Origin of the sequence: Paenibacillus tyrphae (genome assembly GCF_024158745.1) — a bacterium.
In the GTDB taxonomy this organism is placed as follows: domain Bacteria; phylum Bacillota; class Bacilli; order Paenibacillales; family NBRC-103111; genus Paenibacillus_G; species Paenibacillus_G tyrfis_A.
On sequence record NZ_JAMZAW010000005.1, the window covers coordinates 219,019 to 232,762 of the forward strand.

The following is a 13,744-nucleotide window of genomic DNA, read 5'->3' on the forward strand; positions in this document are numbered from 1 at the left end:
ATGACGAGGGCATCGATTTGACATGGCTTATTTTACGCACATTCTGCTCAATAATGTCATTCCGCTGACTATCATGATTGCGGTAGGCGTCATTTTGTACCGGGCGTTCAAGCTCGATATCAAGACGCTTTCCAAGTTGAATTTTTACTTATTCTCCCCGGCGCTCGTATTCAAAATGCTGTACGAATCGTCGCTGTCGCTGGCTGTTCTGGGCCAAACGCTGCTGTTTTTCGTCCTGTTTTTTGCCGCGATGTTTCTTTTGATGGAAGTCGTAATCCGTCTGCGGGGATATAAGGGCGGCATGATCCCGGCGATGCGCAACAGCGTTATTTTTTACAACAGCGCGAACTATGCGATTCCGCTCAATCAGCTTGTGTTTGTCGGGGACGCGTTCACCTTGTCGATTCAGATCATCATTATGATGATGCAGAGCCTGCTGCCGAACACGTACGGCATCTATGCTGTCAATGCTTCCAAGCGCAACGACATGAAGCAAACGCTCCGCACGATACTGACGCTGCCGGTTATCTATATCATTCCGATCGCGTTTTTGATGAAAGGGCTGCACATTCCTATTCCGGGACCGGTGTACGCTCCGATCAATTATGTATCGGACGCATTTATTGCAACCGCTCTCTTGACGCTCGGCGTACAATTGGGAAGCATGAAATGGACGTTTAATCTGACGGATGTCATGCTGTCAAACTTGCTGAGGCTCTGTGTGGGCCCGGCCGTCGGCTTTCTGATCGTTCTGCTAATGGGGATCGAAGGGGTCATGGCGCAGGCGCTTGTACTGTCTTGTGCGGTGCCGACATCGCTGAGCAGCGTACTCATTGCGGTCGAATACGACAATGAGGCGGAATTTTCGTCACAAGCCGTGTTTTCCTCGACGATATTCAGCATTTTTACGGTAACGCTGGTTATTTATTTAATAAAATTTATAAGTTAGAACTTCTCAAAGGTCGGGATCACCGGGGGATAGATGATAAACTCCTCCAGCCCGGCCTTTTCCAATTGCTGAATAAGATACTCGTCCGGCGTGCCTTCGACGCCGGCATAGCCGCGCCTCGTATAAATTTGTTCGGCATCCGGAAACGTATCCCGAAGGATGGCGCGTATTTTTTTGCCCGAGGGGTCATTATCCGTAAACAGGTACACATCGTGCGTCCCGATCTTCTTCTTCAACTCTTCCAAACGATCCGTATTCAGCGATCCGAAGGTACAAACGATGATGATGTCCTCTGTCAGCAAGCGGCGAAGCCTGCTTTTGTCATTTTTTCCTTCCACAATAATAGCGATAGACATTGACGGCCTCCGTTTCTGCAATGAATTTCTTTCTTGTAGTATATCCCCTTTCGCCGTCCGAACCAATCCCCGCGTGTATGTATTTCCCAGGAAATGTCGGAAGCTGGCCGTCGTTACGGTAGAAGAAACGACAGGAGAACGCATTCTTTTGAAAACAAAAGGGCCGTTGCCCTTGTCTGCGAGAGACAAAAGAAACGGCCCTATTTCATGGAGAGTGGTTCATGATGCGTTAACAATTAGTTGTTGATAAAGCTTGCTTTAGAGAGCAGACGTTTCAGCATGGTTGCGGATTGTGCGCGAGTCGCCGTATCGCGGGCGCCCAACGTGTCGTCCGTCATGCCGTCGATGATGCCGGCGTCAATCGCAGCGGCGATTTCGTTCTTCGCCCATACGATTTTGCTTGCGTCTTTGAATTTCGCCAACAGCTGAGTTTGTTTATCAGCCGAGACGTCCGGTTTCGCACCGGCATAGTTCAGAGCGCGTACGACCATAGCCGCCAGCTCTTCGCGGTTGATCGTAGCGTTCGGACGGAACGTTCCGTCTTCATAGCCGTCAACCAGCTTCGCGTTTGCCGCTGCGCTTACTACGCTTGCGTACCAATCGCTAGCTGCTACGTCTTTGAACGTGCTGCTGCCGCTGTTCGTATCCAGACCCAGCGCGCGAACAACCAGTGCTGCGAATTCCGCACGGGTGATATTGCGCTCCGGCTGGAATGTCGTGTCGGTTACCCCGTCAACGACAAGCTTGTTAGCCAGCAGTTTGATGTAGCTTTCAGCCCAGTGGCCTTTGATGTCGGAGAAGGTCTTATCCAACTCGATTACGGCATAGATGCTGCTGCCGTTGCGTTTCAATGTCGCTTCGCTTTTACCATCCGTCGAAGAGAAGACAGCAGGCACAAAGCTCAGTTTGCCCGTTGTCGGGTTGTACAGAACGCCTGTCGCTTTGGACGAATCGACAGCTTTGCTCAGCGGAAGAATCCGGCTGATGTAGTTGTTGCCAAGGTCCAGCGCAGCGGTTTTCTCGTCTTTGCCAAGACCGACGATATCGAAATCGATAGCATTGCTGGCTACCGTACCGCCAAGCGCTTTAGCAGCTTTGTCTACGCCGTCCTTTGTTGTATCGTTTGCTTTCGCGATAGTTACTTTCAGCTTCAGCTCATCCGTCGTTACCGACAGCTTGTTGGCCAAGTCTTGCAGCTTCAACGCGTTGAGCGGAATGATGTAAGCACCGTTGTCGTTAACGATGACCAGTACCTTTTTGGAATCCGTTACGTAATCGACAAGTGCTTTAGCCGGAATCAGAGCGATGTCGCCGCTCAGCTTCAACGTCACTTTGTCGTTGTTTTTGAACGAATTTTTCAGTTGGTCGGCATCGACAGAACCGTTGGAGCTTACGTTGATAATTTCCGAACCCCAGATTCCACCGCCGCCACCACCGCCGTAGCAGCAAGTGCTACCGCCGCCGGGATTAGTGCCGTTGTTACGGTATACGGATTGGTAAACGGAGTCGGTAATCGTTTTGCCGTCAACTGACGTACCGAATGGTCCTTGTACACGAACATAATCATAGGTGTTGCTCGTTACAGTAAATTTGTAGTTATAAACATTGTTTGTAACATCGTAGTCAACATAAGTGACACTGGAAACGTCAAAACGATTTCCGTTCGGGTCAAACGCGTATACAGTAGCATTCACGCTGTAAACATCGGAATACACCGTACCGGTTACCGTGTTGTTGCTTTCAAATTTCAAATCTTTGAATCCCGTAGCGGCAAACGCCAACACGGGAACCAATACAGAAATGATAAGCATCAGTACGGTCACTTGTGCTGTCTTTTTAAGCACAGCAGGTTTCATGCAGGGTTCACTCCTATCTTTCTTGACGAATAATGGATTATTACTAATGCGTTGAAAAGGTTTCCTGGACAAATGCATTTTCACCTCCTTCAGCCAGTCTATTGAATATCATTTAGATGTTTTCGAATCGGACAGAGCTATTTATGTCCGTCGCGCCAATGGTGAAATCATCCATTACGGCAGCCCTTGAACATTACCCAAATCTGCCCGCAGTGAAACATCTCGGCATCTTAAACGGCGGAGAGTGAGATAAAGTTGCGTTCTGAACCGTTTATCACAACTTTTGGACTATTAATTTATGACTAAATTCCTATAAAATACCGAATTGGGAATATCGAGACGATTCTCATTCCATCTGGAAAAGCAAAAAACCGCGGCCCAAATCTCCTCATACCCCCAAGTTCGTGTCAAACTCGCACGGGAGCGGCAAACGAACGGGACGGCAGCAAAGAGAGCGCAAGCATAAGGCAGAGAAAAGCGAGGAAATACGGCGATACTTGTGTCCGTGTATGCCCGGCCACAATCGGGCCGATAAAGGCGCCGATCGAGTACGAAACCGACAGAATCGAGAAGACGCGTCCGTAACGGTCCGCGCGCGTCAGGGCTGCAAGCAGCGATGCGATGGCCGGAAAAATGACACCCTTGGTCATCCCGATCAGAAACAGCGAAGCATAGAGAGGCAGCGGCCAATGAACGGACATCCCGAAAAAAATGAACGCCAGCGCAAGGCAGCCGAACAACATTCGGTAAAAAGGGAAAATTCGGTTCAAAAACAGTAAACTAAGCGTCACCAGCGACCCCATGGAAATGACGGAAAAGAACACGCCGGAGGTCATGATCGAGCCGCTTGCCTCCTTCATCAACGGAAGCTCGAAAAACAAAATGCCTTGGGAGCAGGACAGCGCAAGAGGAATAACGAAGAAAAGCCAAGGAACGTTCTCCTGGCCGGAGACCGGTAAATTATCTTGGGAAGCAGGAGGAAGGGCTTGTTCCCCGGCAATCGCCGCATTGGTTGGGCGCTCGCTTCGCTGTTCCTTTACCCCGATCCAAGCGAGTAGGCCTGTAAGGATGAGGCCCCATCCTAGAAACGTAAACGATTTGGCAAAGCCAAGCTGCGAGACCAGGTAGGCGCCGGCCGCCGGACTGAGCACGGAAGCGATGGTATGCACCATGCCGTTGCCGGCCATCAGCTTGCTTTGTTGAATTTGGTTTTTGGCGATTTTGGCGAGCAAGGACAAGCAGGCCGGCGATAGAAATGCCAGGACGAAGCCGCTGATCGAACGGATGACGAGTAGTCCCCACGGATCGCTGACACGGGATTGAATTAAGAGCACGATTCCTGCTACAATCAGGCTGAACACAATGAAGCCCTTGCTTCCATAACGGTCGACGCCGTAGCCTGCGATCAGGTTTCCGGGCAAGTGCGTGATCGAATAGACCCCGAGAATAAGCCCGATGAACGAAGGCGTCGCCCCTAGCGACACGGCAAACGGAGTCAGAATCGGGTACTGGGCATGCAGGTCGAAAATGGCGACGAACATGAACAGATAGAGCCATACGGCGGTTTTCATGAAATCACCTCTTTCCATAATGGGGTTCGTCCGTCTACCGCTACTCTATACGTTTACGTCTGCCGGCAAAGGGATAGTACAAGTATTTTGCAACGTGCCGGATCGTTTAGCGTATATGAAACGTGGGTTCCGGCGGACAAAAGGAGGGATGCCGGATGGACATGTTTATCCGAATCGTGCTGGTAGCCGTCTTGGTACTGGCGCTGTGGAGGCTGTTTGGATCATTGCGACGAACCAGGCGAAGAGAGAATAAAGGGGAGGAAATCCAGCGCAAGCTCGCCGAGCTCCGCAAAAAAAGAGATGAAGAGTGACTCGGGGCTGGTGTATGATAAGGGCGCGGAGAACTACCGTAAGGGATTTACATAAGCGATGGAAGAAGGACTTTTAGGGGAGCGATGGAAGTGGATTTCGTAACGGCTTTTTTATCCGAGCGGTGGTATGTGCTCGTCGGGGCGCTGATTGTGCTGTTTCTCGTTATCAAAGTGGTGAAAACCGTCATCAAGTGGGTTCTTGTGCTCGCGATACTGGCAGGGCTCTTCTGGTATGGCGCAAGCTACAAGGATCAGCTCTTGGAACTGGGCACGACGGTGGGAGCGAAAGTTGCCGCCGAAGCTAAAAATCAAGCGGTCAAAGCGATTACCGACGAAGTGAAAGAAGCAAAATACAGCCAGAATGCCGACGGCTCGTATACCGTAAGCACCAAAAGCGTGAAGCTGGAAGGCAGACCCGGCTCTAGCGATGTGCAGGTTACCTTTATGAACCAAACGTTCACGATGAAGCTGGACGATGTCTTGAAAGGATTTATTGATCAAGCGAAGAAAAACGCCGGCCAATAAGTCTTCGGGACGCATCGCGATAGGAAAGGAGGGGGACGCTGGTGAACGAACTGCAGAAGCTGGTGCAAATCAACTTGATTACCGTGCTTATCGCCGTATTGTTTGTAGTATCGATTGTACAGGGCTTGCTTCGTGGGGCGTCCTCCTCGGCGAAGCATCTTGCGCTCATGGTAACGGAAGGGGCAGTTACGCTGCTCAGCTTATTTCTCGCTTGGGAGATGACTTCATGGCTGTCGCCCAAGCTGCAGGCGTGGCTTATAGGGCTTGGGCTAACGATCCCGTCCGAGGAGCTCGGCTTTTGGAAGCAGCTGTATTACACCGCTGCAACGGCTCTGCGTGATTTTTCTCTGCTGCGGTTCAGCGTCCTGTTTGTTTTGGGATACGGCTTGATCAAGCAGTTGGTTTACCGCATTATCGACCCGCTGGTAGACGATTGGCTGGCGGAACGGACGAATGCGGACTCCGCTAGCGGGGGGCGAGTCGCCTCTCCCTCCCTGCTCAGCAGTCTGATCGGCGGCGTCATCGGCTCGGTGACCGGGTTTGGCCGGGGAATGATTATGATTGCCGTGCTGTTTATCGTCACGACGCTGTTCCCGCAGACGCCGGTGGCCGCTTATATTCAGGATTCGTCTCTTTTTCAAAAAGGGGCGACGGAAGTGATCCGCCCGATGACGGGCGACTTTTTCGCTAATCAGCTCCCCGTTTTCACGCGGGCCGTGGAACAGGAGTTCGGCAACATTTTACAGCGGAAATACGAGGTCGTGGATGCCCGCATTCCCCAGGATGTCGCGGAAGCGGCCAAGCAGGTGACGGCCAAAGGCCAGACCGACGAAGAGAAAGCTAAGCTGCTGTACCGCTGGGTCGGCACGCGTATCAAGTACGACTGGGACAAAGTGAAGGCGTACGAGGAGCAGCGTATTTGGAGAGAGCAGACGCCGGAGGATACGTTTAATACGAAGAAGGGCGTGTGCATCGACTTTTCCAGGTTGTACGCGGTCATGGCGAGATCGGTCGGACTGGACGTCAAGGTTGTGACCGGACTCGGCTACGACGGGCGGGGCGGTTACGGCCCTCACGCTTGGAACGAAGTGTACCTGGGGGAGAAAAGAGAGTGGGTGCCGCTCGATTCCACCTGGGTGGCCAGCGGAGGCAACTGGTTCAATCCGCCCCGTTTTCAGGACACGCATATTAAAGATACGTAATAACGGAAGCCGGACGGCCGCCACAAGCGACGAACCGGTTTTTTCCTTTTCCGTGCGTTTCTATAAATTCCTCGAATATGATACACTTGTGAAGATATAAGTTTGAAAAAGGTGGGTTTATCGTTGCTGCGCAAACCGTTAACGCAATATAAAGCGATATTTTTCGATGTCGGCGATACGCTGATGACGATTCCGGCGGCCCGGGTCATCATGCAGCAATTTTTGGCGAGCCGGTCTTTTCATCGGGGACAGGAGCAAATCGGGGAACTTTTTACCGAAGCTTTTCGTTTATTTTATTATGGGAAGCAGCTTGACCCGTTCGAAGCCTGTACGCCGGAATCGGACCGGGCTTTCTGGATGAAGCTGTACGATTATATCCTTAAAAAACTGGGTGTCGAAGAGGAAAAGTGGACGGAAGAGCAGATTCACATTTGCTGCCACGAGCTCTACGACTTATTCACGGCCCCGCAGCAGTATGCGCTGTTCGAAGATGTGGAGGAAAGCCTCCTGGCCTTCAAGGGGAAAGGGCTGCGGCTCGGCATCATTTCCAACTTTGCGCCGACCTTGCGTTCGATTTTGGAATACAAGGGCATCCTGCATCACTTCGATCCGGTTATCGTCTCGACGGAGGTCGGTTTGGAGAAGCCGGACCCGGCGATTTTCCGTCTGGCGCTGGAACGCGCCAAGCTGGAGCCGGAGGACGTGCTGTATATCGGGGATCACGAGCGCAACGACATTTGGGCCCCTGCTCAAGCCGGCATTGATGCCGTCAAGATCAAACGATACGATTATCATACCGGGGACGGCATTCTTTCCCTGCGCGAGCTGCTGCAGGACGTGAAATAGCATATGGGAATCATTTTTGGAAGGAAGGAGCCGCAAGCAAGATGAAGAAACCTATCGGCATGGACGACTCGAGCAAGCAGGACGGAAGCCAGCGCCGTCATTTTACGACCCGGATCAACCTGTTCTTTTTCTTTACGTTTTTCCTGTTTTCCGTACTTATCGTACGGCTGGCGATGCTGCAATTTGTCGAAGGCAAAGAGCTGTCTGCGGAAAAGGACAAAATCAACAACGCCGATACGCCGATCCCGCCGATTCGCGGCAATATTTTCGACCGCAAAGGCGCTCCGATCGCCTACACGACGTCGGCGCAGTCGCTCTACTTCCGCATCGAGCAGGACCAGCCCAAGGATCAAGTGGTCGCGTTGGCCAAGCGCTTGGCGGAAATCTTCGCGCAGTACGGCAACAAGGACGTGAAGCAGCCGACCGCAGAGGAAATCATCAAGGAAATGGATGTCGGCTTCGATTTGAACCAGCAGGAAACAGCCAAAAAGCCGAGCTATTACTCGGTGCCGAGGCGGATCAAGACCGATTTGACGCAGGCGGAAATGGCGTTTATTTTGGAGCACCGCGACGAGCTGAAGTGGATCGAGATCATGGAGGAGAGCCTTCGCACATACGACCGCGAGAACACGATTGCAGTGCAGCTTGTCGGGTACATGCGGCCGTTCTCGACGGCGAGAGAAGCGAAGAACGGGCTCGAATTTTATAAGGACAAAACGAAAACGGAAGGCTATTTGGACCGGGAATACGTCGGCTATGATGGGATAGAGCTGATGTATCAGGAAGAGCTCCGCGGCAAAAACGGCGTGAAGTCGTATCCGGTCAACGCCTTGCAGAAAATTATCGGCAGCGCGGAAGCGCCCCCGGTTATCCCGCCGGAGAAGGGGAACAACCTGTTCCTGACCATCGACAAGAACGTCCAGCTTGCTACCGAGAAGGCGGTCATGGACCATCTGGTGACGCTGAAAAGTCCGGCCTACCGCTCCAATCCTTACGCGAATAAAGGAGTCAATGCCGTCGCGGGCTATGCCGTGGCGATGGAGGTCGAGACGGGCAAAGTCGTGGCGATGGCCAGTATGCCGGATTACGATCCGACCTTCTGGAGCAATCCGTTCTCGGATTCCGATTACAAGCAGGTTCAAACGAAAATCAACAACGGCACGATTACGACGGCGTACCCGGATTATCCGGAAGACGAACAAAAATACCACCCTACGTCCATCGTGTATATGGGCTCCGTCGTTAAACCGCTCTCGGTGCTGATCGGGCTCAACGAAGGGCTGTTCACGACCAATACGACTTATAACGATACCGGCGTATTCACGTACGGAAAAGACAACAGTTCCAAGCTGACAAATTCCGGCAGAGCCTCTTTTGGACCGATCAATGCAACGGAGGCGATCAGACACTCGTCAAACACGTTCATGTCCGCTTTGATCGGCAATGCGCTGTACATGCGCAGCCCTAACAAAGCCGTAGAAATTTGGGACCAGTATTTGGCCAAATTCGGCTTGGGCGTGCTTACCGGCAGCGGTCTGCCGCGGGAAAGCGCAGGAATCAGTGAGTACAAGACGAATACAAAAGAAACTCCGCAATCTCGGATGGTATTCGCCTCCTGGGGACAGAACGAGAAGTACACGACGCTCCAATTGGCGCAGTATACGACAACGTTGGCCACCCGGGGCAAGCGGCTTCAACCGCTGCTTGTTGACCGGATCGAGACGTATGACAAAGGACAAGTACTCAAGAAATTCGACCAGGCCATCGTGCTGGATCAGACCGATTTCCCGAAAGCTTATTGGGATTCTGTGATTAAAGGAATGCTGCAGGTCGGCATTCAAGGCTTTGACGATTTTCCATATACGCTCGCCAGAAAAACAGGGACATCGACGCAAAGGGTGGCCGGCGGCAAAGAAATCGACAACGCCGTGTTTATCGCCTTCGCGCCTGCGGAAAATCCGAAGCTTGCCGTCGCCGTCGTCGTCCCGGAGGGCGGATTCGGCTCCTACGGAGCGGCACCGATCGCACGCAAAATGTTCGACGCTTACGATCAATATATCGGGTTGGACGGAAAACCGAAAGGGCCTCCGACTGAAACCAAAACGCCATAGCAAAGCACTGGAAATCTCCTCGAGCAGAGGGGATTTCTTTTTTTATAAAAAAAAGTTGCACTAGGTCAACATATTTGTGTATTATAAACATATAGTCATTAGGGAAATAAAAATGGGCTAATACAACTTATTTGAAAGATGGGAGAGGGGTACTTTGAAAAACGTAAAAACAAAACCGAGGCTATCGTCTTCGTTCAAGCGATTTATTATGACAATCATGTTCCTCGCACTTGCCGTATCGCTCGCTGCATGCGGAGCGCCTAAGGAGAACGCCGCTCCCGGCAAAGTGAAAATAACGGCCACGATCGGAATGATCGCCGATATTGTCAAACAGGTTGGGGGAGAGCACGTCGAGGTGACCGGATTGATGAAGGCGGGCGTCGACCCGCACTTATACAAAGCGTCGCAAGGAGATCTGAAAAAGCTGGACCAAGCGGATATCATTTTCTATAACGGGCTTCATTTGGAAGGCAAAATGACCGACGTCTTCGAGAAAATGGAGAAAACGAAGCCGACGGTGGCCGTAACGAAAAATATTCCGGAGTCGAAGCTTCGCGGCATGGAGGACGGAACCGGAGCGCACGACCCTCACGTATGGTTCGACGTCAAGCACTGGATCAGCGCGACCGAGACGGTACGCGACGAGCTCAGCAAGCACGATGCGGCGAATGCGGCGGATTACAAGAAAAACGCGGAGGCATACATCAAGCAATTGGAGGAACTGCACCAGTTCGCGAAGGAGCAGATCGCTTCGATTCCGGAAAAGCAGCGCGTACTTGTTACAGCGCATGACGCGTTCGGTTACTTCGGGGATGCTTACGGCATCAAAGTGATGGGGCTTCAGGGCATCAGCACCGCGTCGGAATACGGCTCCAAGGACGTCAGCGATCTCCGCGACTTCCTCGTGGCGAACAAGATTAAGGCGGTATTTGTCGAATCGAGCGTGCCGAAAAAATCGATCGAGGCCGTTATCGAAGGAGCCAAGAAGCAAGGACACGAAATTCAAATCGGCGGCGAGCTGTTCTCCGACGCGATGGGGGAAGAAGGCACGCCGGAGGGCAACTATATCGGTATGGTGAAGCATAACATCAATACGATCGTTCAAGCGTTGAAATAAGAGTCCGGGAGAGAGGGCGAGAAGCGGACGAACGAAAAAGGGGAGTGGAACCAATGAAAGAACAGCGGATACCGTTATCCATACTAGGCATGACAGTAGCTTACCAGAAAAAGCCGGTCCTCCGAGATATATCGCTGCAGGTACCGGAAGGAAAATTGATTGGCATCGTCGGTCCGAACGGCGCCGGCAAATCGACGCTGATCAAAGCGGCTCTCGGACTCATTCCCAGCGTAACCGGAGAAGTTTCGATTTACGGCAAGCCTTACGCCGAGCAGCGGAAGCTCATCGGCTACGTGCCGCAGCGGGAGTCCGTCGATTGGGATTTTCCGACAAGCGCTCTCGATGTGGTGATGATGGGACGATACGGTCATTTAGGCTGGTTCAAGCGTCCGGGCGCCAAAGAGCGGGAGATTGCCATGGATTGCTTGTCCAAAGTAGGCATGGCCAACTTTGCCGACAGGCAGATCAGCCAGCTGTCCGGCGGACAGCAGCAGCGCGTGTTCTTGGCCCGCGCGCTGGCGCAGGATGCGAAGCTGTATTTTATGGACGAACCGTTCGTCGGCGTCGATGCGGCTACGGAGAAAGCGATCGTAACGCTGCTCGGCGAGCTCCGGGAGCAGGGCAAGACCGTTCTGGTCGTGCATCATGACCTCGCGACCGTGAAGCAATATTTCGATTGGGTCATTCTGCTGAATGTAGAGCTTCAGGGCATCGGACCTGCGGAAGAAGTATTTACGCGGGACAATCTTCAACGAACCTACGGCGGGCGGCTGGCGTTTTTGGATCAGCGTGACGGCGCGCTCGTCGTGAACGCGAGGTGAGCGGCATGGCATGGTTGGAATTATTCCGTGATCCGAACGCGCAATGGATCTTAATGGGGAGCATGCTGCTCGGACTGAGCAGCGGCGTGCTTGGCAGCTTCGCTTATTTGCGCAAGCAGAGCCTGATGGGCGACGCGCTTGCGCACGCGGCGCTGCCGGGCGTGTGCATCGCTTTTATGCTGACCGGTTCGAAATCGATCTTTTTCTTCCTGCTTGGTGCGATTGTCGCCGGTCTGGCGGCTACCTTCGGGATTGGCTATGTCACCCGCAACTCCCGAATCAAGCAGGATACGGCGCTTGGCATCGTATTGTCGGTATTTTTCGGACTCGGCATCGTGCTGCTGACCAAAATTCAGCATGGCGGCAGCGGCAACCAGAGCGGCCTCGACAAGTTTCTGTTCGGGCAGGCGGCCTCCATGGTGCTGTCGGATGTCATCACGATGGCGGTTGTGGCGCTGCTGCTGACGATGATTTGCGCCTTGCTGTTCAAGGAATTCAAGCTGCTCAGCTTCGATCCGGGCTTTGCCAAGGGGATCGGGCTGCCGGTCGCTTTTCTCGACCAGTTCATGATGTTTCTGATCGTGGTGGCCGTCGTCGTCGGCATTCAGGCCGTAGGCGTCGTGCTGATGTCGGCGCTGCTCATTACACCGGCCGTCTCGGCCCGGTATTGGACCGAAAAGCTGGGCGTCATGGTGGTGCTCTCGGGCGTCTTCGGAGCGCTCAGCGGCTTCTTCGGCACCCTGCTTAGCGGCATGGCGAACAATATGCCGACCGGACCGCTTACGGTGCTGGCCGCGACCTTTTTCTTCGTCGTGTCGGTGCTGTTCGCGCCGCGCCGGGGGCTGCTAGCTAAATTGCTGGAGCGATTGGCCGTTAAACGCAGCGTACTAAGCGAGCGGGAGCTTCGGCCGCAGCTGCACGGCATCGGTGCGGCAGGCGAACCGCTTCGGAAGGAGGGGCAGGCATGAACGACTTCTGGATACTGCTGACGGCTGCGCTCGTAGCCTGCTCCTGCAGCTTGCTCGGCTGCTTCCTCGTTCTGCGGAAAATGGCGATGATCGGGGATGCCATCAGCCACTCGGTACTGCCGGGTATTGTGCTGGCGTTTCTGTTCAGCGGCTCGCGGGATTCGCTCTGGATGATGCTGGGGGCGTCGGTCATCGGCCTCGTGACGGTGTTTCTGATCCAATGGTTTCATCAGAACGGGGTTCAATCCGATGCCTCCATTGGCGTCGTGTTTACGGCTTTGTTCGCCGCAGGGGTCGTCTTGGTAAGTCTGTATACGCGGCAGGTGGATCTCGATCTGGATTGCGTGCTGTACGGGGAAATTATTCATGTGCCGTGGGAAACGGTCGAGTGGAATGGGATCGATATCGGCCCGAAAGCGGTCTGGGGGCTCGGCATCGTGCTGACGCTCAGCGCTTTGATCATCGGGCTGTTCTACAAGCAGTTCAAAATATGCGCGTTCGACCCGGCCATGGCTGCGGCGGTAGGCATTCCGGTCGCGCTGTTCCATTACCTGCTGATGGGGCTGGTCTCGATGACGACGGTAGCCTCGTTCGAAAGCGTAGGCGCCATTCTGGTCGTCGGCATGCTGGTCGTGCCGGCCGCCACGGCGTATTTGCTTACGGAAAAGCTCAGCCGCATGATCCTTTACAGCATGGGAGTCGGCATCCTGAGCGCCGTGTTCGGCTACCTCGCCGCCGTGCTGCTGGACGCTTCGATCGCCGGCTGCATGATCGTCGCCGCAGGTGTGCTGTTCATCCTAGCGCTGCTGTTCTCGCCGACTCACGGCGTCGTCTGGCGCAAATTCAGACGGAAGCAGGCCGCAGTCGTGTAATGGAAAACCGGGCTTACGCGAGCCCGCTTCAGGGTGTTGAGAAAGTGGTAATTGGGAGAATAGACGTTACGAAAGGGTGGGGTATCCACTTCCGACCGCTGTTGTCATCGGGAAATTTTGATTGAAGCCGCTTAGCAGCGGATATTTCCCGAAGACAAAGGCGGCCGCTATCGCTTCTCCAGTGGATACCCCACCTCCGTGTTCATCTCTATTTTTGTAAAAAACCACTTTCTCAACAA

At 53.4% G+C, this 13,744-nt stretch carries 13 protein-coding genes; 10 read left to right on the plus strand and 3 right to left on the minus strand.

Annotation, left to right across the window (positions count from 1 at the left end):
* The first annotated feature begins 22 nt into the window (after positions 1 to 22).
* Positions 23 to 949, plus strand: coding sequence for an AEC family transporter (locus NI000_RS09745; protein ID WP_253409966.1), 927 nt, complete (start codon positions 23 to 25; stop codon positions 947 to 949).
* Here NI000_RS09745 and NI000_RS09750 read toward each other — a convergent pair.
* The 3 genes from NI000_RS09750 to NI000_RS09760 form a co-directional block, all read right to left on the minus strand.
* A complete protein-coding gene (locus tag NI000_RS09750) occupies positions 946 to 1,305 on the minus strand; it encodes a toprim domain-containing protein (RefSeq protein ID WP_253409968.1) in 360 nt (119 codons plus the stop codon). The two genes, NI000_RS09745 and NI000_RS09750, sit on opposite strands and share 4 nt — an antisense overlap.
* Positions 1,306 to 1,541: 236 nt before the next feature.
* Entirely contained in the window at positions 1,542 to 3,161 is a 1,620-nt protein-coding gene (locus NI000_RS09755) for an S-layer homology domain-containing protein (protein ID WP_253409969.1), read from the minus strand.
* A gap of 407 nt (positions 3,162 to 3,568) precedes the next feature.
* Positions 3,569 to 4,732: an MFS transporter gene (locus tag NI000_RS09760; RefSeq protein WP_253409971.1), complete on the minus strand. Its 1,164-nt coding sequence runs from the start codon at positions 4,730 to 4,732 to the stop codon at positions 3,569 to 3,571.
* 155 nt (positions 4,733 to 4,887) lie between these two features.
* Here NI000_RS09760 and NI000_RS09765 point away from each other — a divergent pair, with 155 nt between their 5' ends.
* From NI000_RS09765 to NI000_RS09805, 9 genes are all read left to right on the plus strand, one after another.
* Positions 4,888 to 5,043 (plus strand): hypothetical protein, encoded by a 156-nt coding sequence (locus tag NI000_RS09765; RefSeq protein WP_253409973.1) that lies wholly within the window; start codon positions 4,888 to 4,890, stop codon positions 5,041 to 5,043.
* Between the two features lie 84 nt (positions 5,044 to 5,127).
* Positions 5,128 to 5,568 carry a hypothetical protein gene (locus NI000_RS09770; protein WP_253409975.1) on the plus strand — a complete coding sequence of 147 codons (441 nt, stop codon included), beginning with the start codon at positions 5,128 to 5,130 and terminating at the stop codon, positions 5,566 to 5,568.
* A 41-nt stretch (positions 5,569 to 5,609) separates the two neighbouring features.
* Positions 5,610 to 6,770, plus strand: a complete 1,161-nt coding sequence (locus tag NI000_RS09775) for a transglutaminase domain-containing protein (RefSeq protein ID WP_253409977.1) — start codon at positions 5,610 to 5,612, stop codon at positions 6,768 to 6,770.
* Between the two features lie 123 nt (positions 6,771 to 6,893).
* Positions 6,894 to 7,616 (plus strand): HAD-IA family hydrolase, encoded by a 723-nt coding sequence (locus NI000_RS09780; RefSeq protein ID WP_253409979.1) that lies wholly within the window; start codon positions 6,894 to 6,896, stop codon positions 7,614 to 7,616.
* A 41-nt stretch (positions 7,617 to 7,657) separates the two neighbouring features.
* Entirely contained in the window at positions 7,658 to 9,727 is a 2,070-nt protein-coding gene (locus tag NI000_RS09785) for a peptidoglycan D,D-transpeptidase FtsI family protein (protein WP_253409980.1), read from the plus strand.
* Between the two features lie 208 nt (positions 9,728 to 9,935).
* The gene (locus NI000_RS09790) at positions 9,936 to 10,844 is read left to right on the plus strand and encodes a metal ABC transporter solute-binding protein, Zn/Mn family (RefSeq protein WP_253409982.1); all 909 of its coding nucleotides are present in this window, start codon (positions 9,936 to 9,938) and stop codon (positions 10,842 to 10,844) included.
* A gap of 53 nt (positions 10,845 to 10,897) precedes the next feature.
* Positions 10,898 to 11,665: a metal ABC transporter ATP-binding protein gene (locus NI000_RS09795; RefSeq protein ID WP_253409984.1), complete on the plus strand. Its 768-nt coding sequence runs from the start codon at positions 10,898 to 10,900 to the stop codon at positions 11,663 to 11,665.
* A gap of 5 nt (positions 11,666 to 11,670) precedes the next feature.
* Entirely contained in the window at positions 11,671 to 12,633 is a 963-nt protein-coding gene (locus NI000_RS09800) for a metal ABC transporter permease (RefSeq protein WP_054973015.1), read from the plus strand.
* Positions 12,630 to 13,505 carry a metal ABC transporter permease gene (locus tag NI000_RS09805; protein ID WP_253409986.1) on the plus strand — a complete coding sequence of 292 codons (876 nt, stop codon included), beginning with the start codon at positions 12,630 to 12,632 and terminating at the stop codon, positions 13,503 to 13,505. Before NI000_RS09800 ends, NI000_RS09805 begins: the two co-directional genes overlap by 4 nt.
* The last annotated feature ends 239 nt before the right edge of the window (positions 13,506 to 13,744 follow it).

Coding starts and splice junctions, on each gene's coding strand:
- NI000_RS09770 (WP_253409975.1), top strand. CDS start 5,128: ATGGAAGTGGATTTCGTAACGGCTTTTTTATCCGAGCGGTGGTATGTG.
- NI000_RS09755 (WP_253409969.1), bottom strand. CDS start 3,161: ATGAAACCTGCTGTGCTTAAAAAGACAGCACAAGTGACCGTACTGATG.
- NI000_RS09790 (WP_253409982.1), top strand. CDS start 9,936: ATGACAATCATGTTCCTCGCACTTGCCGTATCGCTCGCTGCATGCGGA.
- NI000_RS09805 (WP_253409986.1), top strand. CDS start 12,630: ATGAACGACTTCTGGATACTGCTGACGGCTGCGCTCGTAGCCTGCTCC.
- NI000_RS09750 (WP_253409968.1), bottom strand. CDS start 1,305: ATGTCTATCGCTATTATTGTGGAAGGAAAAAATGACAAAAGCAGGCTT.
- NI000_RS09785 (WP_253409980.1), top strand. CDS start 7,658: ATGAAGAAACCTATCGGCATGGACGACTCGAGCAAGCAGGACGGAAGC.
- NI000_RS09800 (WP_054973015.1), top strand. CDS start 11,671: ATGGCATGGTTGGAATTATTCCGTGATCCGAACGCGCAATGGATCTTA.
- NI000_RS09760 (WP_253409971.1), bottom strand. CDS start 4,732: ATGAAAACCGCCGTATGGCTCTATCTGTTCATGTTCGTCGCCATTTTC.
- NI000_RS09795 (WP_253409984.1), top strand. CDS start 10,898: ATGAAAGAACAGCGGATACCGTTATCCATACTAGGCATGACAGTAGCT.
- NI000_RS09765 (WP_253409973.1), top strand. CDS start 4,888: ATGGACATGTTTATCCGAATCGTGCTGGTAGCCGTCTTGGTACTGGCG.
- NI000_RS09745 (WP_253409966.1), top strand. CDS start 23: ATGGCTTATTTTACGCACATTCTGCTCAATAATGTCATTCCGCTGACT.